The 20402-nt window shown below is 69.0% G+C and carries 17 protein-coding genes; 6 read left to right on the top strand and 11 right to left on the bottom strand.

Annotation, left to right across the window (positions count from 1 at the left end):
* From kdpA to MYSTI_RS00740, 4 genes are all read right to left on the bottom strand, one after another.
* Positions 1-1719 carry a potassium-transporting ATPase subunit KdpA gene (kdpA, locus tag MYSTI_RS00755; RefSeq protein WP_015345774.1) on the bottom strand — a complete coding sequence of 573 codons (1719 nt, stop codon included), beginning with the start codon at positions 1717-1719 and terminating at the stop codon, positions 1-3.
* A 10-nt stretch (positions 1720-1729) separates the two neighbouring features.
* Complete coding sequence (gene kdpF, locus MYSTI_RS00750) at positions 1730-1819, bottom strand: K(+)-transporting ATPase subunit F (RefSeq protein ID WP_015345773.1); 90 nt, start codon at positions 1817-1819, stop codon at positions 1730-1732.
* Positions 1820-1933: 114 nt separating this feature from the next.
* Positions 1934-3076 (bottom strand): porin, encoded by a 1143-nt coding sequence (locus MYSTI_RS00745; RefSeq protein ID WP_015345772.1) that lies wholly within the window; start codon positions 3074-3076, stop codon positions 1934-1936.
* 195 nt (positions 3077-3271) lie between these two features.
* Positions 3272-4849, bottom strand: a complete 1578-nt coding sequence (locus tag MYSTI_RS00740) for a TIGR02996 domain-containing protein (RefSeq protein WP_015345771.1) — start codon at positions 4847-4849, stop codon at positions 3272-3274.
* 175 nt (positions 4850-5024) lie between these two features.
* Between MYSTI_RS00740 and MYSTI_RS40390 the strand changes: the two genes are divergently transcribed.
* A complete protein-coding gene (locus MYSTI_RS40390; protein ID WP_052350857.1) occupies positions 5025-5786 on the top strand; it encodes a hypothetical protein in 762 nt (253 codons plus the stop codon).
* Here MYSTI_RS40390 and MYSTI_RS00730 read toward each other — a convergent pair.
* A complete protein-coding gene (locus MYSTI_RS00730; protein ID WP_015345769.1) occupies positions 5783-7327 on the bottom strand; it encodes a TIGR02996 domain-containing protein in 1545 nt (514 codons plus the stop codon). The genes MYSTI_RS40390 and MYSTI_RS00730 overlap by 4 nt on opposite strands.
* 160 nt (positions 7328-7487) lie before the next feature.
* On the opposite strand from MYSTI_RS00730, the gene MYSTI_RS00725 reads away from it, so the two are divergent.
* On the top strand, positions 7488-8315 hold the full coding sequence (locus tag MYSTI_RS00725) for a class I SAM-dependent methyltransferase (RefSeq protein ID WP_015345768.1): 828 nt from the start codon (positions 7488-7490) through the stop codon (positions 8313-8315).
* A 9-nt stretch (positions 8316-8324) separates the two neighbouring features.
* Here MYSTI_RS00725 and MYSTI_RS00720 read toward each other — a convergent pair whose 3' ends face one another.
* Complete coding sequence (locus tag MYSTI_RS00720; RefSeq protein ID WP_015345767.1) at positions 8325-10940, bottom strand: right-handed parallel beta-helix repeat-containing protein; 2616 nt, start codon at positions 10938-10940, stop codon at positions 8325-8327.
* A gap of 326 nt (positions 10941-11266) precedes the next feature.
* On the bottom strand, positions 11267-12226 hold the full coding sequence (locus MYSTI_RS00715) for a hypothetical protein (RefSeq protein WP_015345766.1): 960 nt from the start codon (positions 12224-12226) through the stop codon (positions 11267-11269).
* A gap of 228 nt (positions 12227-12454) precedes the next feature.
* On the opposite strand from MYSTI_RS00715, the gene MYSTI_RS00710 reads away from it, so the two are divergent.
* From MYSTI_RS00710 to MYSTI_RS00700, 3 genes are all read left to right on the top strand, one after another.
* Entirely contained in the window at positions 12455-13135 is a 681-nt protein-coding gene (locus tag MYSTI_RS00710) for a cytochrome b/b6 domain-containing protein (RefSeq protein ID WP_015345765.1), read from the top strand.
* Positions 13125-13850 carry a molybdopterin-dependent oxidoreductase gene (locus tag MYSTI_RS00705; RefSeq protein ID WP_015345764.1) on the top strand — a complete coding sequence of 242 codons (726 nt, stop codon included), beginning with the start codon at positions 13125-13127 and terminating at the stop codon, positions 13848-13850. Before MYSTI_RS00710 ends, MYSTI_RS00705 begins: the two co-directional genes overlap by 11 nt.
* Positions 13851-14014: 164 nt before the next feature.
* Positions 14015-16252, top strand: a complete 2238-nt coding sequence (locus tag MYSTI_RS00700) for a zinc-dependent metalloprotease (protein ID WP_015345763.1) — start codon at positions 14015-14017, stop codon at positions 16250-16252.
* A 57-nt stretch (positions 16253-16309) separates the two neighbouring features.
* On the opposite strand, the gene MYSTI_RS00695 is transcribed toward MYSTI_RS00700, so the two are convergent.
* From MYSTI_RS00695 to MYSTI_RS00685, 3 genes are all read right to left on the bottom strand, one after another.
* The gene (locus MYSTI_RS00695; RefSeq protein ID WP_015345762.1) at positions 16310-16747 is read right to left on the bottom strand and encodes a hypothetical protein; all 438 of its coding nucleotides are present in this window, start codon (positions 16745-16747) and stop codon (positions 16310-16312) included.
* Between the two features lie 25 nt (positions 16748-16772).
* Complete coding sequence (locus tag MYSTI_RS00690) at positions 16773-17558, bottom strand: alpha/beta fold hydrolase (RefSeq protein WP_015345761.1); 786 nt, start codon at positions 17556-17558, stop codon at positions 16773-16775.
* A gap of 142 nt (positions 17559-17700) precedes the next feature.
* Positions 17701-18693 carry a slipin family protein gene (locus MYSTI_RS00685; RefSeq protein WP_015345760.1) on the bottom strand — a complete coding sequence of 331 codons (993 nt, stop codon included), beginning with the start codon at positions 18691-18693 and terminating at the stop codon, positions 17701-17703.
* Positions 18694-18907: 214 nt separating this feature from the next.
* Here MYSTI_RS00685 and MYSTI_RS00680 point away from each other — a divergent pair, with 214 nt between their 5' ends.
* Positions 18908-19645 carry a class I SAM-dependent methyltransferase gene (locus MYSTI_RS00680; protein ID WP_015345759.1) on the top strand — a complete coding sequence of 246 codons (738 nt, stop codon included), beginning with the start codon at positions 18908-18910 and terminating at the stop codon, positions 19643-19645.
* A gap of 54 nt (positions 19646-19699) precedes the next feature.
* Here the strand turns inward: MYSTI_RS00680 and MYSTI_RS00675 are convergent, their stop codons facing one another.
* Entirely contained in the window at positions 19700-20371 is a 672-nt protein-coding gene (locus MYSTI_RS00675; RefSeq protein WP_015345758.1) for a hypothetical protein, read from the bottom strand.
* Between the last annotated feature and the right edge of the window lie 31 nt (positions 20372-20402).

The raw sequence follows: 20402 nt of genomic DNA, 5'->3' as shown, positions 1-20402 counted from the left end.
TCAGTAGACCTTTCCGGCCCCGGCGAGGAAGTGCTCGACGATGGGGCTCAGGGAGAGCGCGGGGAAGAAGGTGAGCGCGCCGACGATGAGGACCACGCTCACCAGCAGGCCGGTGAACAGGGCGCCGTTCGTCGGGAAGGTGCCGGGACCTGTCGGCACCACCTTCTTGCCCACCATGGAGCCGGCGATGGCCAGCGCGGGCACGATCATCAGGAAGCGCCCGCCCAACATCGCCATCCCCAGGGAGATGTTCCAGAAGGGCGTGTTCGCGTTGAGACCCGCGAACGCGCTGCCGTTGTTCGCCGTGGCACTGGTGAACGCGTAGAGCATCTCCGTCAGGCCGTGCGGCCCCGCGTTGTTGAGCGAGGACACACCCTGCGGAATCACCGCCGCCACCGCGGACAGGCCCAGGATGAACAGCGGGAAGATGAGCACGTAGAGCATCGCGAGCTTCATCTCCTTCGCTTCAATCTTCTTGCCCAGGTACTCCGGCGTGCGGCCCACCATCAGCCCCGCGATGAACACGGAGAGCACCACCATGATGAGGATGCCGTAGAGCCCCGCGCCCACGCCGCCGAAGATGACCTCGCCCAGCTGCATGTTCACCAGCGGCACCAGACCGCCCAGCGGGTTGTAGCTGTCGTGCATGGAGTTGACGGCGCCGCACGACGCGTCGGTGGTGACGGTGGCGAAGAGCGCGGAGGCGGTGATGCCGTAGCGCACCTCCTTGCCCTCCATGTTGCCCCCCTGCGCCACACCCGAGGCCGCCACGGCGGCGTTGGGCTGGGACTCGGCGGCGTACGCGGCGGTGACGCCCGCGAAGAAGAGGACGGACATCGCCGCGAACAGGGCCCAGCCCTGCTTCGAGTCCCCCGTCATCCGCCCATACGTGTACGTGAGCGCCGAGGGGATGGCGAAGATGAGGAGCATCTGCACCAGGTTGGTGAGCGGCGTCGGGTTCTCGAAGGGGTGCGCGCTGTTGGCGTTGAAGAAGCCGCCGCCGTTGGTGCCCAGCATCTTGATGACTTCTTGCGAAGCCACCGGCCCCATGGCGAGCGTCTGCTTCGCGCCCTCCAGCGTGGTCAGCTCCGGGTAGGGCGAGAAGTTCTGGAGCATGCCCTGCGAGACGAAGAACAGGGCCACGACGAAGCTGATGGGCAGGAGCACGTAGAGCGTGCCGCGCACCACATCCACCCAGAAGTTGCCCAGCGTCTTGGCGCCCTCCGGCCCCGGGCGGCGCGTGAAGCCTCGCGCCAGCGCCAGCGCGACACCCAGGCCCGCGGCGGCCGAGACGAAGTTCTGCCACGCCAGCCCCACCATCTGCGTGAGGTAGCTCAGGGTGGACTCACCGGCGTACGACTGCCAGTTGGTGTTCGCCACGAAGCTCGCCGCCGTGTTGAACGAGAGCTCCGGCCCCACCGCGCCCAGGCCCTGCGGGTTGAGCGGCAGCACGTGCTGCATGCGCTGGAGCGCGTAGAGGATGAGCAGGCTCACCGCGCTGAAGGCGAGGAGCGCGCCGCAGTACTCCACCCACGTCTGCTCGCGGCGCTCGGAGGCCCCCGTCAGCTCGAGCAGCACGCGCTCCACGGGGCCCAGGACTCTCGGCAGCGGGCGGGCGTCCGACTCGAAGACGCGGAAGAGATACACACCCAGCGGCTTCGTCAGCACGAGCAGCAGGGCGAAGAACAACAGGATTTGCAACCAGCCAATGATTGTCATGGAGAGGCCCCTAGAAGCGCTCGGGGCGGAGCAGGGCGTAGACGAGGTAGGCGGTGAGGAACACGGCGAGCACGGCGCCGGCGGCGTATTCGAAGTTCATCGGGGGGACCTCACAGGTGCTCGCAGCCGTGGGTGTAGGCCCACGCGAGCGCGAAGAAACCGACGGTGACGAGGAAGAGGACGACATCCATGGAGCAGCTCCAGGCTCGGGAGTTCAGAAGTAGGCGGTGGCGCCGAGCACGACGAGCGTCTCGGAGTCCTTCGGCACGGGCGTGCCTTCATCGGTGGTGGCGCGGCCCGCGAACACGTCTTGCGTCGAGTGGTCGTAGCGGGCCTCCAGCTTGAGGACGAGCGGCGTCGCGGGCTTCACCTCGAGGGTGAGGGTGCCCGCGGTCAGCGTCTGCTCGGTGCCGGTCATGAGGCCGTCGGCGTCTCGATAGACTTCGGCGCGGCCGACGAGGGCAACGGGCTCGGCGAGCTGGTAGCGGGCGTTGACGCCAGCCGCGTACCAGTCCGCGCGCTCGCCTCCGGGGATGTGCTGCGTGCCCACGTCCGCGGTCGCCGCGAGCCGGAGTACCTCCGTGACGCGATAGGTGGCCACGACGTCCGCGAAGAGGCGCAGACCATCGCTGCCTTCGGTGCCCTCCTCGCCGATGAAGGTGTTGAAGGACGCGGAGAAGCGGTCGCCCGAGTAGGCGACCTGGGTGCCCACGGCGAGCCCGTGGTTGTTGTCGCCGATGGTCTGCCAGCCATTGAGGAGGTGGAGCTGCACGCTCCACTTCGGGTCGAGCGTCCAGGTGCCCTTGAGGCCCGTCTGGTAGTAGGGCGACAGCTCGCCCATCCACGAGCGGGTGTAGGTCCAGTTGAGCTGGGATTGGAACGACTCGAAGCCGATGTGGCTGGGATAGATGCCGGCCTCGAGGACGACGGGGCCGTGAGCGAAGGACAGTGACGCCTGTTGGATGTAGCGCCACAGGTCGGGGCCGGTGGAGACGCCCTCGGGCTCGGCGGCGTGGACGACCTCCGCGCCGGTGCCGAAGCCGAGGAGCACCTTGAAGCCCACGGGCTCGGGGGCGAGGCTCACGCCGAGCGAGGCGAGGTTGAGGGCGATTTCGCCATCGCGCTTCGCGCTGGTGCCCGTGCCGGGGATGAAGTTGGCCGAGTGCGCGGGCTGGTTGAAGTTGTGGGCGTAGTACACGTCGACGCCACCCTCCGGCTTCAGGCGCGAGAGGAGGCTCGGGGCCTCCTCCTCAGCGGTGGCCCGGGCGTCCGGGTCCTGCTGAAGGTGCGAGGGAGAGACGTCGGCCTGCTGGAGCAGCAGGGAGAAGAGCAGCGGAGCTGTGTCGATGGGCCACATGAGCGTGCCCCCCGCTTGAGCACCGCTCGTACCAGTCCCCCCTCACGACAACCCTAGGCATTCCAGGCGGTTGCGCGCAGATGCGGCGAAGGGGGATTGCAACCTGCACGACAAGGCCCCGAGCGTCGTGCAGGTTGAGGGGCCCTGGTGGACAGACGAACTGTCGACGGCCTCGCGTCCCGGAGTCCGGAAGACCTACTCCACGTCCCAGATGACGTGTGCGTAGGCGGAAGCCGCCTCCTCCAGCAACGCCCTGCTCTGGGCGATGAGGGGGGCGAGTTCCGGTGCCGTGATGTTCTCGTGCGCGGGCATCCAACCGAAGCGGAAGGACACCCGAAGCGCGTGCGTGCTGAAGCGCGTGGCGATACGAAGGATGGCGACAAGGTCCTCCGCATCATCCGGGTTCTCCAAAGTGACCGAGACCGGGACCTCCGCCCCCCTGTCGAGCACCATGCGCCACGCCACCGAGCCCGGCTCACGCCTGTGTTCATCGTAGGGCTCCGGCCGCCGGCTCGCCTCGAAGTACTCCAACCTCGAAGCCAAGGAGGACTCCAGACACTGGACAACGAACCGCGGCCCGTCCGTGGTGGCCTTCAACCACTCCAGTCGAGGCAGCGCCGCCAGCTTCTCGACCCCGACCCCCTCCGTGTTCGTCAGCTCCACGCGCCGCAGGGAGGACTCGCCAGGCGCCGTCAGGGCCTCGACCGCCATTCCGGGAAACCGCGCCAGCGCCTTCACGTGCCGCAGCGCCGGAGACTGGAGCATCAGGCCCCACACCATGGCCTCGTGGAGGCCGCTCATGCCCATGCGAATCTCCTCCACCGTGCTCCAGGCGGCCCCGGGCTCGACGAACTCCAGGGGGAAACCTACCAACGGGTGGTGACGGGCCTGGACGGCCACCGGGAAGCCTCTCTCGAAGCGGGTGTGTCCCCGTTCGACATACGGCCCCAGGGCGGCTTCCCACCTCGCCCCATGCACCTCGAGGAGCCGGATGATACGCGCCTCGTCCGGCTCACTCTCGCACTGGAGGGAGATGAGCTCGCCCAGCGGGTCACCTTGCCCCAGCAAGAGGTCCGCCAACACCCTTCGCGGCTCGTCGTCCGCTGGTGCCGCGTGGATTCGCGCGAGCAGCGCGTCGCGGGTCGCAGCGGAACGAGACACCCTGTCGATGCGCGCCTCGACGACCTGCCGCAACACCTCGCACCGCGACTGGACAGGCTCACTCAACACGGGGGGCGCCCAGCGCTCCCCCATCCGGATGACCTTGTCGAGCCGCGCGGCCTCCCGCCCGATGTCTCGAGGCAGGCGCGCCTTCAGTTCGCGCAGCGGCTCCACGTCATAGGGGGGCCCGATGTACATGAGCATCGAGCTGTGCATCCGCAAGTTGTCCACATGCTCGGCATCGGGAAGACGGGTGGAGGCCAACACCACGGGGACCATCCGAGGGTCCGCGGGGAAGCGTCGGCGCAGCAGGTCGAGTACCCGCAGGCGAATACAGAGGCCGTCGCTCGTCGCATTCCTCAGCAGGCCCTCCAGGAGAAGTGGAAGGTCCATGGGGTGGCGAGCACCCTCTTCCGACTTCTCGAACACGAAGGAGTCCAGCGGCGGCAGCCCCGCGTACAGGAACTCCGAGAGTCGATGGATGAGCGCGATGATGGGTTCCGCCCGACACTCCTGCCACGCCTCCAACAGATGACCGAGCGCCGCATCCCCCTCCCACCGAGCCAGCGCCGCCTCCGCTCGCTCCAGATGCAGCTCCAGGGTGTCACTCATTGCAGGACCATCGCACGCGGCAGCATGCGCAACACATTGAACCGTGGCCCTGGGGCGCATGCTGGAATACGCTCCGCCACCGGATTGCAGGTGGTTGACAAGGGACTCTCCGGGGGGACTTCCGCGTGCTGAATGCCAGACGCCGTGCTTCCGGAGGAATGGAGAGATGACTTCGATGAATCGTCATGCGTGGGTGCTGCTCCTGATGGTGGGTTGTACCGCTGGCTCGCAAGGGCCCACGGCGCAGGAGCGGCGGGCCGCCATTCGCACCGCACATCAAGAGGCGGGCCACCACAGTGGAGCGGGCTTCCAGTCCACGCGCTGGGGCATGTCGCGTGAAGAGGCCCTGATTTCGTATCCCCAGGCACAGGCGACGCCTCGCGGAGACCTGGTCTTCTCCACGGTGCTCGCCGAGCAACCCGCCCAGGTGTTCCTGCTCTTCGCGAAGGGAGAGCTGGGGGCTGTCTTCGTGCGCTTCACGGAGAGCAAGGACATCACCGAGGACCACACGGAGATGGTGGACCTGCTGACCTCCAAGTATGGAAAGCCCTGGCGTCGAGGGGATACACGACGCGTGCAGAAGTATCGTGAGTCCATCGACCTGGCGGGGTTGCTCATCAAGTCCGCGGCGTCCCTGGTGAGCCAGCCCCCTGCCACGCCGGAGGCGCCCCCCGAGGTCAAGGAGACCTCCTCGACTGAGCAGCCCACGCCAGCCGACGACGCGCCGGAGTCCGGGGACCGCACCACCCGAGACGGCAAGGTGGTGATCGCCGGCTGGCATGCCCCCGCGACGGAGGTCACCCTCTTCGGCTACGCGACGCAGCGCGAGAACCTGCTGACGCTCCACTACGAGAGCGCGATTCACGCGGACAGGCTTCGCGAGGAACTGGCGGAGCACATGACCACGCAGCGACGCCAGCGAGCACGGGACCTCTAGCCCCATAGGACTCGCGAGTAGGCGGAAGCCGCCGCCTCCAGCATGGCCCGGCCCCGGGCAAACAGGGCGGAGACCTCCGCCCCGGAATCGTGGGTCTGCCCCAGCCCCCATTCAAAGCAGAGGCGGACCCGAAGCGCCTGGGAACTGAACCTCCTGGCGGCACGCAGCACCGGGACCAACGCCTCCACGTCACGGACGTCTTCCAGGACGAGCGTGACAGGGACCTCCGCGTCCCGCTCGAGCGACAGGCTCCACTTCGATTGCGCCGGCCCCAGTGCGAGCGGATGAATGTGCATCACCCTACCGTGCGCCTCGAAGCACTCCAGCGTCGAAGCCAGGGAGGACTCCAGACACCGGGCGACAAACTCCGGCTCTCCACCGCTCACATCCAGCCATCTCAATCGGGGCAGGGCCGCCAGGACTTCCACCAACCCCTTCCCTTCCGTGGTCCCCAATGACAGCCGCTGAAGGGCGGACGCCGATGGCGCTTTCAATTCGCACACGGAGTTTCCACCCACCCCTCGCAGCGACTTGACCTGGCGCAGCACGGGCGAGTTGAGCATCTGCCCCCCCGACGTGACGCCGGAGTAAGACCAACGGACCTCCTCCACCGTGCCCCAGGCCGCCGGTGGCTCGGGGATATCGGCGGTATTCATCAGGACCGACACAGGGAAGCCTCGCTCGAAGCGAGTGCCTTTCGGGTCGAGCCCCGGCCCCAGGGGCATCTCCCATCGCGCCCGGTTCAACTCGAGGAGACGCTCCATCCGCTCCGTGTCCGGCTCACTCGCGAGCTGGAGCGAGATGAACTCCCCCAGAGGGTCTCCCTCCTCGAGCAGGACATCCGCCAACACCCTCCGCGCCGCGTCATCCTCCGGTGACGCATAGACTCGAGCGAGCAGCGCTTCGCGAGTCACCGAGGAACGCGCCTTGACGGCGATGCGCGCCTCGACCGCCGCCACCAGCACCTCACACCGCTCCTGGGCACCCGCGCCCAACACGGGCGGCTCCCAGCCCTCCCCTCTGCGGATGACCGTGTCGAGCCGCTCGGCTTCCCTCCCCAGGTTCCGAGGCAGGCGTGCCCGCAGCTCGCGCAGCGGCTCCACGTCATAGGGAGGCTCCACGTAGATGAGCACCGCGTTGTGCATCCGCAGGGCCTCTTCCTGCTCGCCCTTGAGAAACCGGGCGGAGGCCAGCACCACGGGAACCATCCGAGGGTCCGCGGGAAACAGTCGTCGCAGCCAGTCGAGCGTCCCTCCCGGCAGAGGAGCGCGATGCCGCGTCACCGCCGACAGCAAGGTCTTCAGCACTCGCGGCAGGTCCATCACATGGCGCCCCTGCGCGTGCCAGTACAGCGCCATGGACTCGTTCAGCGGGGTCAGGTCCGCGACCAGATGGTCCGAGAGCCGCTGGATGAGCGCGATGAGGGGCGCCGCCCGACACTCCTTCCACGCCTCCAGCAGATGGCCGAGCGCCCCCTCGCCATCATTCCGGGCCAGCGCATCCTCCGCGCGCTCCAGATGTGTCTCCAGGATGTCACCCATCCCCCCAACATACCCGCGCCCTCCCCTGTCGCAATCCGACTTCAATAACAACTCATCAATCAACTACTGACTTGACAAAACGGCGGATGAATCCAACACTCGAATCAACTCCAGACAGCGAAGCCGCGCGAGACCGCACGGAACGAGGCGTGACTCCCGGATGTCCTCCCCCGCCGAAACCTATCTGCGCGACTTCCACCGCCGTCTCCCCGGAGTCACGTCGCGCGAGTTCGGCGGCGCCCCGGTGTGGAGGAACGGCGAAGGACACCCCTCCAGTTACTCGCTCCTGGAGTCAGAGGTGCCTCGGGGTGAAGCGCCCCTGGTGGTGCTCGACCTCGCCTGTGGCGACGGTCATCTCCTGGAGCTGCTCGCTCGACGCCACCAGCGCGGCCTCTCGCTGTTGGGCATCGACCTGAGCGAACACGAGCTGGCGGCGGCGCGGACGCGGCTGAAGGACGCCGCCACGCTGACGCACGGCCGGGCCCAGTCGCTCCCCTACCCGGAGGCCAGCGTCGACCTCGTGCTGAGCCACCTCGCGTTCATGCTGATGGACGACGTGGAGACCGTGCTCTCCGAGCTTCGCCGCGTGCTGAAGCCCACCGGACGCGTGTCCATGGTCATCGGCGGAGGCCCCCTCCGGAACGAGGCGTTCGACCAATACCTGCGCCTGCTGAGGCCCGTCCTCGCGACGACGCCGAACGCGCCCCTCCCCCTGGGAGACCCGCGCGTCCGCACCTCCGAGGGACTGGCGGAGCTGTTCCGCGACTTCACGGAGCTCCACATCCAGAACCTCGAGGTCCAGGGCGACGGCCCCCCGGAGCTCGTGTGGGACTCCCTCACGCGGACCTACGACGCCGACCGGCTCTCCGAGTCGGCGCGCGACGCGCTCGAGGCGGACTTCCTTCGCGCCGTGGAGCCGCTGCGGCTCGCGGACGGCACGCTCCCCTTCCGCTGGAGCATGCGCCAGGTGACCGCCACCCGTCCGTGAGCCCGCGCGTCACCGCACGACGTGGACCTGCGTCCCCTCGAGTCCGTCCCCCTTCGCCTTGAAGGTCAGCTCTCCGGTCCTCGGGGCCTTGAAGTAGTACGCGGCCTCCTGCTGCGGCTTCTCCAGCACCAGCTCCCACCCGGTCGCCGCCCGGGGCAGCTCCTGCGTGCAGGCCGCATCCGCGTAGAGCACCGAGCCCGGCGCCGCGCTCCCGACCACCTCCAGCACCAGCGACGGCGCGCCCAGCGCGGTCAGGTTCCCCCTCGCGTCCTGGCTCTGCACCACCAGCGACTCCGAGCACTGCCCCACGCCCACCGTCCGCGCCGGCGTGAGGAACGCAATCTGGGACGCCGCTCCCGCCTCCACGATGATGTCGAACGTTTCGTCGGGCTTGGTCGCGCGCTCATACCAGGCGCCACTCACGCGGTTCTGGCTGATGACGTTCGCGCCGCCCAAGTCCCAGATGCCCACGAAGAGCTTGCCGGCGTACGGCTCCGGCCACCCCGCGTGCTCCACCATGTTCCGCTGGATGCGCAGCCCCGTCGGCACGGGCGGGCCATTCCCATCTCCATCCGCCTGCGACACGTTGATGCCGATGTCGTTCTTCACCAGAGTGTTCTCGAAGAGGTCGATGTCCTCGCACAGCGCCATCCGGTAGTAGTCCCCGCCCGCCACCAGGATGCCCGCGGCCGTGGTGCCCCCACCCGAGTAGGCATTGCCCTCCACCCGGTTCTTCGTGGCCTGCCCCGTGGCGCCATTGCTGAACTGGATGCCATTGCGCGCGATGAAGGGCACCGGCCCCCCTCCCTCCACGCGGTTGTCCTCCACGCTCAGCTTCACCCGGCCCGAGCCGACGATGCCCGCCTTCTGGTAGCGCGCCACGAGATTGCCACGCACCTCCACGTGCGTCTCCGACGTCGCGGTCAGCGCGTTGCGCACCTCGATGCCCACGCCCTCCTGACAGGCGCCCTCACCGTCCAACTGGCTCAGGTCCAGCACCCGGCTGTCGACGATGGAGCCGCTCGCGCCGTCGAACAGGACCCCACGCAGCCGCGTCGTGACGTCGTCACAGACCTGCTCCGAGAGCCCTCGCGCCGTCACCGTCACATCGCGCACGTGCGCCGTGGCGCCCCGATTGCGCAGCACCGCCCCCAGGAAGCGGCCGCCGCGCGGGTCCACCGCCGTGAGCACATGCCTCGCGCCATCCAGCGTGTACCCATCCGGAATCCACAGTGACTGCTCCGTGGTGCAGTCGTTCGTCAGCGACACCGCCGACGCCCCCAGCGTCGCTTCGCACGGCGCGAACTCGCCACACCGAGGCCCCGTCCAATCCACCGAGACCGTCCGCGACGCGGACAGCCCCGAGGTGTTCGTCACCGTCAGCGAGATGGTCGGCACCGCATCCACCGGGAGGCATGACAGCGCCACCCAGTCCGCCTCACCCGAGCCCCCCGCGCGCGTCGCGTGGCCCAACAGGCCCGTGTTCGCGGACCAGGTGAACGTGAGTGGCTCGCCCTGCGGGTCCCTCGCCGTGGCCGCCAACCACACCGGCACGCCCGCCGTCGTATCCGTCGCCGACGGCGTCAGGGAGCTGATGATGGGAGCCAAGGGACTCCGCACGCACAAGCCCGTCTTGCGCTCACGTGGCAGCCCCTTTCCATCACTCACCTTCACGGTGAGCTCGCAGTTGTTGCAGGCACCCGTGGGCAGGGCGCTCGGAGTGAACTGGGTGACCGCCGCGCTCGCATCCCGGAACGTCCCCTGGCAGGTCGAAGACCACGCGTAGGTGAGCACGTCACCGTCGTCATCCACCCCGGCGGCCTGGAGCTGAACGGGAGCACCGACGCGGGCATCCGCGACAGGGTTGACGGCCAGCTCCATCAACACGGGCGTGCGGTTGAGCGAGGCCTCCCGCTCCAGGCCCAGCTCCCCACCCTGCCCCACCTCCACGAAGAACTCGAGCGAGGCCACCGCGCCACGGCTCCCCGTCACATCCACCCGCATCCGCACCGAGCCCCGAGAGACCGGGGACGTCCACACCGCTTCCGCCGACGTCTCCCTTTCAAAGAAGCCCCCCGTCGCGTGCCACGCGTACGTGAGCGTCTCCGACTGCTCGGAGGGGCGGGCCAGCGCGCGCAGCGTCATCCTGCGCTGCGGCGCCACCGTCGCTTGAGCGCCCACCACGGCATCAATCATGGGCGCGGTGTTGGCCCTCGAGGTGCCGGAGAGCTGCGGCGCGAGCACGAGGAACGCGGGCTGGTGCCTCAGCAGTTCCACCTCCTTGACGCTCACCTGCCCCAGCACCGCATCCGACGCCCCCAGCATGCGCAAGTCCACCTGGGCCGACGCCCCCGAGTGGACGCCACCCACCAGCCCGCGCCACAAGGCGTCTCGGTCTGGCACCGCCGACAAATCCGCGGAGACAGCCCCGCCCTGTGCGGGCGTGACGGAGACCTCCACACGTTTCACCTCGCCCGGAGGCAACGAGCGCGGAAGCACCGCCACCACGAGCGCCGAGCCGACAGGCTCCGCGCGAACATCCGGCGAGTCTGGCAGCCCACACCCCGCGGTCAGCAGGAGCGCGCTGGCGAACAGGGCCAGACACCTCGCGTTCGCTCGATTCATGATGACGTCCTCTCGGCGATATCCCTGGGGAGAACCTGAACGATAGCGGTAACCGGCTCGTCACCCAAACAACGGGGCAGGCCCCCCACGAGGCAGCTCTCCCCAGACGACACTCTTCGCGTCGAGCGGACGACACCCTCCTCCAAAGGGGTTGCCTATCGAGCAGGGCCTCGCACCAGGAGCGCCTCGGGGACACGTCTCACACAACCCAGGTCCCATCGAGTGTCCGCCGCGCGCGAGGCTCCCGCACATCCTCGCCGCCTGTCGCCCCCTGGGCGCCAGGGTGCGCGTCGGCACACGGCGCTCGGGCTCCCGCACCGTCCCTCTCAAACGAACTGCTGCACACCCTGCGGCATGATGGTGTTCGGGCCGCGCTGGAGCGGCGCGCCCAGCGCGTTGAATCCCCCGGGGTGCTTCTGCACCGCGAAGTGCCAGTTGTGATGGTTGTCTCGCCACCCCGCGATGAAGGCGATGCCTGGGTTCGGTGCGAGCAGCGGGTTGTCGCCGTAGCTCAGCCGGCTGTGCCCCACGGGGAGCGGGCCGCCGAGCGCCGTGAGGGGAGGCGCTGGGACCGGGGCCACCACACCACCGAAGGCCGGCAGTGGATCAGGCCGCAGCGCCACCGAGCGCACGAACGTGCCCGCCCCCATGCGCGTCGTATAGAAGGCGCGCTCCGCGCTGAGCCTCCGGGCGTCGATGGAGGCGCCCGCGAGGGGAGCCCCGCCCCAGTTCGCATGGGCGTTGAGCCCAGGGTCCCAGGCGATGTGCGTCACCCAGACGTTGGCCGCCCCCGCGGCGCCCGCGGGCGTGGCGACGCTGAACGTGCAGCCGCTGAACATCGCCGTGAAGAAGAAGCGGACGTTCACATCGTTCAGGTGGAGCTCGTTCGCTCCAGCGGTCGCCCACGGAAGCCAGTACGCGCTGTACTCGTTCGTCAGCCGACCCACGGGATTCGCGACGCGCGCGAGCCCGACCTTCAGCACCTGCAGCGCCGCGTAGTTCGCCGCGGGGTTGTCGAAGGCCAGCCCCGCGGGGGCCGCCGCGCCCAAGGCCTGGTCGAAGGACTGTCCCGCCAGGATGTTGCCGCCGTACGCGCCCGCGATGAGGTCGAACTTGAGCACCATCGGCTCGGGGCGCGCATAGGGGTTGCTGGCCGCCCAGCGCCCTTGTCCCAGGTCCATCACGCAGTGACACGTCGGACAGGGCTGGGCCGGCAGCGTGACCATGATGAGCCGATTCAAGAAGGCGAGCGGGTCTGCCTTGAACCTCTTGTTGAGTCCGTGCATGGGGCCATCCCTCCGACTGGGCAGGAGGGCAATGCAATGCGAGGTCCAAGACAGACGCGGACCGTGTCCTCCCGAGGCGTGTCGTGGGAGCGGAAACGGATGCGTTCCCAGGGGACGCAACCTCGTACGTCCGGAACGCCACTTCCCCGTCGAACGGGCGACACCCCCTCGCGAACCGGTTACCTATCGTGCAGGCCCGCGAGTGAGTCCCCCTCGGGAGCCCCCGCGATGCTCTCCTGCCGCGCCGTGCGAGCCCCTCCAACACGTCGCCCACAGCCCTGGCCCATTCGTTTGGCTCACTGGGTCAACGTGCCGCTGCTCGTCATCATGGCGGGCAGCGGCCTGCAAATCCTCGCCGCCTATCCCATGCTCGGCCCGCAAGGCCGTCCCTATGGCGCGTATCCCTTTCAAGGAGGGATACCCCCTGAATGGGCCCGGCTCGGGGACTGGCTCGCGGGCGCGCGACAATGGCACTTCGCGTTCGGCGGCTTCCTCGCGCTCAACGGCCTCGCGTACCTGCTCTACCTCGCCTTCAGCGGTGAGTGGCGCCGCCGTCTCTTCTTCCCGCGCCGCGATACGCGCAACGCCGCGAGCACCCTCGCCTTCTACCTGCGCCTGCGAAAGCAGCCCCCCACGCAGGAGCTCTACAACGGCCTGCAACGGCTGGCGTACACCACCGCGCTGCTCCTGGGCATCCTCGCCGTCCTCTCCGGCCTCGCGCTCTACAAGCCCGTGCAGCTCGGCGCGCTCACCTCCGTGCTCGGCGGCTACGACGTCGCGCGGGCCCTCCACCTGCTCACGCTCGCGCTGCTGGGCCTCTTCACGGTGGGCCACGTCGTCATGGTGCTCCTGCATCCCCGCTCGCTGAGGGAGATGGTGACCGGCGGGAGGAGACCCGATGTCCACTAGACGACTCATCCCCGCACCGCGTCCTCGGCTGCTCACCCGGCGCACGGCCCTGCTCGGAGCCGGGACGACCCTGCTCACCTCCGCGTGCGACAGCGCCCGCCCCCGCGCCGGCTTCCTGGGCGCCATGGAGCGCGTCAACGCCCGGCTCCAGGCCGCGCTCTTCGACGAGAACCAGCTCGCGCCCGAGCTGCCCCCGGAGGAGACCACGCCACCGGGCGCCTTCCCTCAGTACTTCATCTCCGACACGGTGCCGCGCGCGCCCCCGGGTTGGACGCTGCGGGTGGGGGGCCTGGTGGCCCGGCCCGCGACGTTGACGCTGGCGGAGCTCCAGCGGCTGCCTGGCACGCAGTACCGCCTCCGCCACCACTGCGTGGAAGGCTGGAGCGCCGTGGCGTCCTGGCACGGCGTGCGCCTGCGAGACCTCGCTGAGCACGTGGGCGCGGACCCGGCGGCCTCCTACGTGGAGCTGCGCTCCTTCGACTCGGGCTACTGGTCCTCCTGGGACCGCCCCAGCGCCTTCCACCCCCAGACACTCCTGGCCTACGGAATGAACGGACAGCCGCTCCCGCCCGAGCACGGCGCGCCGCTGCGCCTCTACTCCGCGGTGAAACTGGGTTACAAGATGGTGAAGTACCTCACCGAGGTGAACTTCCTCACCGAGCCCACCAGTGGTTATTGGGAGGAGCGCGGCTACGAGTGGTACGCGGGCGTCTGAGCGCCAACCCTCCAGGAAGGCACCAAAGGCCTTCTCCCCCCAAAAAGTCCTGTCATTCCGGGCAGCACTTCGCATCCCGACAGGCGGCCTGTAACTGCCTTCACCGCTCGAGCCGTAACCCGACTGGACCTCACGAGCCCTTCGTGACGCTCCTGGAGGTATGTATGCCCAAACCGCATCTCCCTCTCCTGCTGCTGCTGGCTGTCGTCGGCTGCGGCGAGTCCGGCTCTCGTGACGAGCCTGAAGGCTCCCCTTCCGTCGCCCTGGATGCGGCGTTCGTCGCCATTCCCCGGGAGTCCCCCTCGGGGCAGCACCAGAAACTCAGACAAGCACTCTCCGGCGTCGTGGACACCTCCGGCACCTCCTTCTACCTGGCCATCCGCAAGAGCGAGCTGGGCCAGCGCTGGTTCTTCTCCGCCTATTGGAAGCAGGCCTTCCCCGGCGGGCTCGAGCAGGGCGCGGCCACGAGCCTGGGGACGCGGGTGGTGACCTTCAAGGAGCAGAACGGGAAGCTCTTCGTCCTCGACGCGGACGACCGGAAGAAGAACAGCGACGTCTTCGACCCCACCGTCCTCGTCGATGCCTATCCCATCATCTTCGACTTCAATCGCTTCAACCGCCTGCCCGGCGCCGACCTGTATCTCCTCATCGACCCCACCGCGGGCACCAGCCGCATCACGCCGGTGTCCGACGCGCTCAGCTGGGACGGCTGGGAGTCGACCTTCCTCTTCGAAGAGGAGCTCGCGTTCGCCCAGCGCTTCCGCCGCATCGAGGATGGCGTCACCTACGAGAAGGTCTTCACGGGCACCGCGAACCAGGTCCTCCTGTCCACCACCGACGGCCCGCTCCAGACCAACAGCTACCGCCTCTCCGGCACCCTGGGCATGGCCCTGCGCCGCTATCAGGAAGGGCCGGGCTTCACCCCCACCCCGATGCCCGACCGGGACCACTACTTCTCCTCCGAATCTCGCCTCATCCCCGACACCTCCGTGGTGGAGTCCACGGCCGCGAAGTGGAACATCCACCCGGGCATGAAGCCCATCGCGTGGCACATCACCCCGTCCATCCTCACGGTGCAGGCCCTCCCGCGCTACCAGCAGTACGACCTAGTGGGCGCGGTGAAGCGCGGCGTCGAGAACTGGAACCAGGCCTTCGGCTTCACGGTGTTCGAGGCCTTCGTGGGAGACAGCAGCCTGGGCTTCGCCGACGACGACAAGAACGTCGTCATCTTCGACACGAACCCCACCTTCTCCGCGGCCTTCGCCAACTGGCGCACCAATCCCAACACCGGCGAGATTCGGGGCGCCAGCATCTACATGAACGCGGGCTGGATTGACTCCGGGGAAGCGGTGTTCGGCACCGGGGCCGTGGCCGCGCCCCCCAGCGCGCCGTCCACCCCCTCGGTGACGAGCGTGTCCTGGGCCGGCATGGCCCACCATCCCCTTTGCGTCCTGCGTCCGCCCGAGCTGCTCGAACGCTTCTCCGAGTTCATGCCCACCGCGAGGAGCGCCACGGTCTCTCCCAAGGAGAGCATCGAGCACTACGTCACCTTCGTGGTGATGCACGAGATTGGCCACACCCTGAGCCTCCAGCACAACTTCGCGGGCTCACTCGCGTCCGACGGCAGCCCCGGTACGCCGCCATCGTCCTCCGTCATGGATTACTTGAGGGCTCGGGAGGCCAGCCAGATGACCTCGCCTGGCACTTATGACGTCCACGCCGTGCGATATCTCTATGGCCTGGCCCCCTTCCTGCCCGTCCAGCCATTCTGCACGCACGAAGACCTGGGGACGGACCCCTCCTGCAACACCTTCGACCAGACCTCCGACCCGCTGACGGGCTACTTCCTGCCCACCTACCAATCCCTGCGCGATGGGTTCCTCATCAGCGGCGTCAATGCCTCATCACTCGACTATTCCCTCAACGGGTCGCTCCAGTTCGTCCGCGACACCACGGGAAGCCGGCAAGCCTCGACGTATGCGCTCGTCATGGACCGAGTGAGGCCTCCGCTCCAGGTGCCCCCCGACTTGGACCCGGTCCTCTACGGCGAGCGGGCCGACACGATGGCTCGGCGCGTCCTCTCGCGGCTGTACTTGGACTCGCGCCAACAGCGCGGCCTCTTCACCGCCCCGCCGTCCAAGAACCTCCCAGAACTCAACCAGGCCATCCTCACCGACGTCCGAGGCATCGTGCTCAACGTGGACGGCGTGCGCGGCCATGCCTCCCGCCGCGCCATGGTGGAGATCCTCAAGTTGCACCAGAGCGCCGCCGCGTACCTCATCCTCCGCGAGGCACGCACCCAGCTCACCGCGCAGCTTCCCTCGTTGAGCGGAACAGCCCTCGTGGAGGCCGAGGACCTGCTGGCCCGCATCCACGCGGCCAGCTCGCCCTACTACCTCTGACGTGAAGGCCCCCAAGCCCGCCCCGCGCTGGACGTGCGGGGCGGGACTGCGGGCGTCTCAGGCCTTGCTGCCCGCGAAGCCTCCGCCGAACGGGGAGCCTCGCTGGCGCAGCGCCTCGCGCTCGGCCTTCAGCGCGGCGAGCGCATCATCGCGCGTGGCGTAGTGATTCACCGCCGCGCCGTTGATGGCGCCGCTGGTGAGCACGAACATGCGCGTCATCTCATCGCCCCCGAACCGGTACGAGCGGTGGGTGAAGCGCTCCAGCACCTCGCGGCGCTCCCGGCCGAAGACGCGCCCGGCGGTGAACCGCACCACCAACCCTTCCAGGTTGATGAGCAGGTCCACCTTCCCCGAGCCCGCATAGCGCGCCAGGTGCCCTTCCACTTCCCGCCGCCACCGCAGGACGTCTTCCTCCGTCGACAACACACAGTCGATGAAGTGCGCCGTCACCACGTCGTTGGGCGCGTCGTACTCGAAGGACATGCTCCAGGCCATCGCACTACCTCCTTCGATGCCGAGGTCAGGCAGGAGCGGAGCCGGCCAGGAAGGCGGACAGCACCGCCGCGGTCGACTGGGGGTGCTCCGCGTTCGGGTAGTGGCCCGGACCCGGAATGTGAGCCATCTGCGCCCGGCGGATGGGCTTCACCACCGCCTCGCGAAGGAAGGCCGGCGGCAGGAACGGGTCATCCGTGGACACCACCAGCGTCGGCGCCGTGATTCTCGACAGCCGGTCCGCGAAGCCCCCCTTCGTCCACGCGTCGAACATGCCTTCGATCGCCGCCGCGCTCACGCCCGCGGCGTCCTTCAGCAGCGCCTCCAGCGCCTCCGGCGACAGCGTCTTGCACGCCAGGCCCAGGATGGTCTTCTGCTTGTCGCGGTCCCCCGCCGACGTGCGGAACAGCCCCGCCGCGTCCGGAGGCAGCGGCAGCCCCGCCGCGGGCACCGTGTTGAGCAGCACCAGGCCCTCCACCCGCTCCGGCACCTGCGCGCCCAGCCACTGCGCGATCTGCCCACCCATGCTGTGGCCCACCACCGTGAAGCGCTTGGCGCCCACCGCGTCCACCACCGCCAGCACGTCCTGCGCCAGCTGCTCCAGCGTGAAGCCGCTCGCCGCCTTCGCCGACTGCCCCGTGCCGCGCGCGTCCGGAATCACCAGCCGCAGCCCCGTCAGGTCCAGCCGCTCCACCGTCGCGTCCCACACCGCGCCGGACATCATCCACCCGTGCACCAGCACCACCGTGCGAGGGCCTTCGCCCACGACGCGATAGTGGATCGAAGTCCCGTCAGCTACGGAAAGCGTGGGCATGTCGTCTCCTCAGATGAAATGGATAAAGCAGCATTGAAGAGTTCTACGGGAGCGAAAGCAAGCCGCGACATCCAGAGAAGCCCGGTCCACATGTAGGCATTCGCCGCGAGTATGAGCTGGGTTGGCGGCGAGCGAGAGGCACTCAAGACGGGTTGGGGACGTCTGGTTTGCCGTGCAGGGTCTTCTGGGCAAGCCCGCGCACCAGCTCCAGCACGTCGGTGGGCACGGCGAAGACCACGGTGTTCGAGGGCGAGGAGCCCAGGCCATCCAGCGACTGGAGGGTGCGCAACTGCATGGCACCTGGGCTGAGCGCCATGGTGGTGGCCGCGGCGGCCAGGTTGACGGCGGCCTCCTTGTCGCCCTCCGCCTTGGTGATGGTGGCGCGCTTCTCGCGCTCGGCGGAGGCCTGGCGGCTCATCATCCGCTTGAGGTCCTCCGGCATGTCGATGTCGAGCAGCCGGATGGAGTCCACGTGGATGCCCCACGCCATGCTGCGCTCCTCCACCGCCTGGGCGATGCGCGACTGAATCTGGTCCCGCTCGCTGAGCAGCTCATCCAGCGTCATGCTGCCGATGACGTCCCGGAGCGCGGCCTGCGCGTACTGGCTGATGGCGTAGCGGTAGTCCTGCACGGTGACGACGGCGCGCTCGGTGTCCTTCACCATGAAGAAGATGACGCCATCCACCGCGACGGGGACGTTGTCGCGGGTGATGACCTGCTGGTGGGGGATGTCGAGCGTGAGCAGCCGCGTGTCCACGAACAGCGCCGTGTCCATCACCGGGAAGACGAAGAGCACGCCGGGGCCCTTGATGCTGTGGAAGCGCCCCAGCCGCAGGATGACGGCGCGCTCCCACTGCGCGGCCACGCGGCAGATGCGGCTGGCCCACCACGCGGGGAAGAGGGAGAGGAACAGCGACACCGGGAACACCAGGCTCGCGCCCAGGGGGCCCGCGACCAGGCCGCCCACCAGGAGGCCCAGCCCCAGGAACACCGCCCACGTCACGGTGAAGATGACCGTGCGCAGCGGCCTGCCCAGCGACACGTGCCCCGCCGACGGCTGCGCCAGGTGCTTGCGCCGCTCCTCCAGCCCCGTCTGCGCCAACTCCTTCACCTGCTTGAACTGCTCCATGTTCATGACAGAAGGCCTCCTCGCGCGGGGCAGCTTGCGGCCTGTCGAGGGAAGGCGCGACTTCTCACGCAGGCCCGAGAGACCTACGGGGCGCTCCACCTGGGATTGCCACGGGGCCTCGGCTACCCCCGGAGTCCCCGCCATCCATGCCCGAGACGTGGGGCCCCTTGCGTGGTCCTCACACACGCGGGCACGGGGCTCTGGCAGAGTGCGCCGCCTCATGGCGGATGAACGGGACGGGACGGACGGCAGGGCCCTGGACGCGCGGCGCACGGTGCACTGCGAGGACGCGCTGACGTGGCTCGCGGCGCAGCCGGTGCTGACGGGGTGCTCGGCGGTGGCGTCGCTGCCGGACGCGTCCGAGTTCCCCACGCTGTCCCTCGCCGAGTGGAAGGCGTGGTTCACCCGCGCGGCGGCGCTCGTCATGTCGCGCGTGCCCGACGACGGCGTGGCCATCTTCTACCAGACGGACGTGAAGGACGAAGGGCTCTGGGTCGACAAGGGCTACCTCGTGTCCCGCGCGGCGGAGGAGGCGGGGCTCGGGATGCTCTGGCACAAGGTCGTCTGCCGCCGCGCGCCGGGCACGGTGACGTTCGGCCGGCCCGCGTACTCACACATGCTCTGCTTCTCGAAAGGCGTGCGGCCGGACCTCGCGAAGTCCACCGCGGACGTGCTGCCGGAGGCCGGCGAAGTCACCTGGACACGCGGCATGGGCGTGGAGGCGTGTCAGCTCGCCTGCCGCTTCATCCTGGAGCAGACGTCCACGCGCACCGTCGTGGACCCGTTCTGCGGCCATGGCACCGCGCTCGCCGTCGCCAACGCGATGGGGCTCCAGGCCGTGGGCGTGGAGCTGAGCCGCAAGCGCGCGCGCAAGGCCCGCAACCTCTTCGCCCAGTGGCGCGACGGAAAGCTCGTCCTCGTGAACGAGCCCTCCGGGCCCCCCGCGTCGCCGGAGTGACCCCGGGCGCCCTCTCGCGTGAGGTGAGGGCACGCCCAGCTCCGTGACTTGACTTCACTTCGCGGAGGCGGAGGTCGTCGCCGCGTGAGCCGCGGACTCGGAGGACGCGAGCAGCACGGGCAGCGCCGCCAGCTCCCGCTCCACCACCGGCTCCAGCTCCGAGATGAACGCGCCGAACAGCCGCTCCTCGAGCGCCAGCGCGTCGTCGAGCGAGGCGCCCACCGCGCTCAGCTTCGCCACACACGCGTCCTCGATGGAGCGGCGGTGGTTCTGCTCCTCGGTCACCACGCGCCCCAGCTCCTCGCGGACGCTCGGGTTGCGCGAGGCCGCCTTGTAGAGCGGATAGAGCACCATCGCGCGGCGCTCGATGGCCGTCGTCGTCAGCAGGTAGTGCAGGTACACATCGGCGGTGCCCGTGTACGAGGTGGCCCACGCGGCCAGCTCGTGGTCCAGCGCCTGGAAGTAGCGGCCCGCCGCCTCCGGGCAGAGGAACGTGGTGATTTCGCCGCCCGCCACCTCGGCCGACAGCCGCTTGAAGGCGAAGGCGTGACGCGTCTCGTCCGTCAGGTGCTCCAGCACCGCCAGCGAGGGGTGTCGGTCCGCCACCGTGCGCGAAATCTTCCGCGCCCCGATGAACTCCATGAGGGACAGGGTGTGCAGCCAGCGAGCCTCGAGCTCGGGGGCCTGGGCCAACCGGCGGAGCACCGCCTGGATTCGGTCACGCATGCCGCGCCGTCTAGCGCGACGGCGGCCCGGG

Origin of the sequence: Myxococcus stipitatus DSM 14675 (genome assembly GCF_000331735.1) — a bacterium.
Classification (GTDB): Bacteria; Myxococcota; Myxococcia; order Myxococcales; family Myxococcaceae; genus Myxococcus; species Myxococcus stipitatus.
Note: the sequence above shows the minus strand (reverse complement) of the source record. Positions and strands in the feature narration are given on the sequence as shown.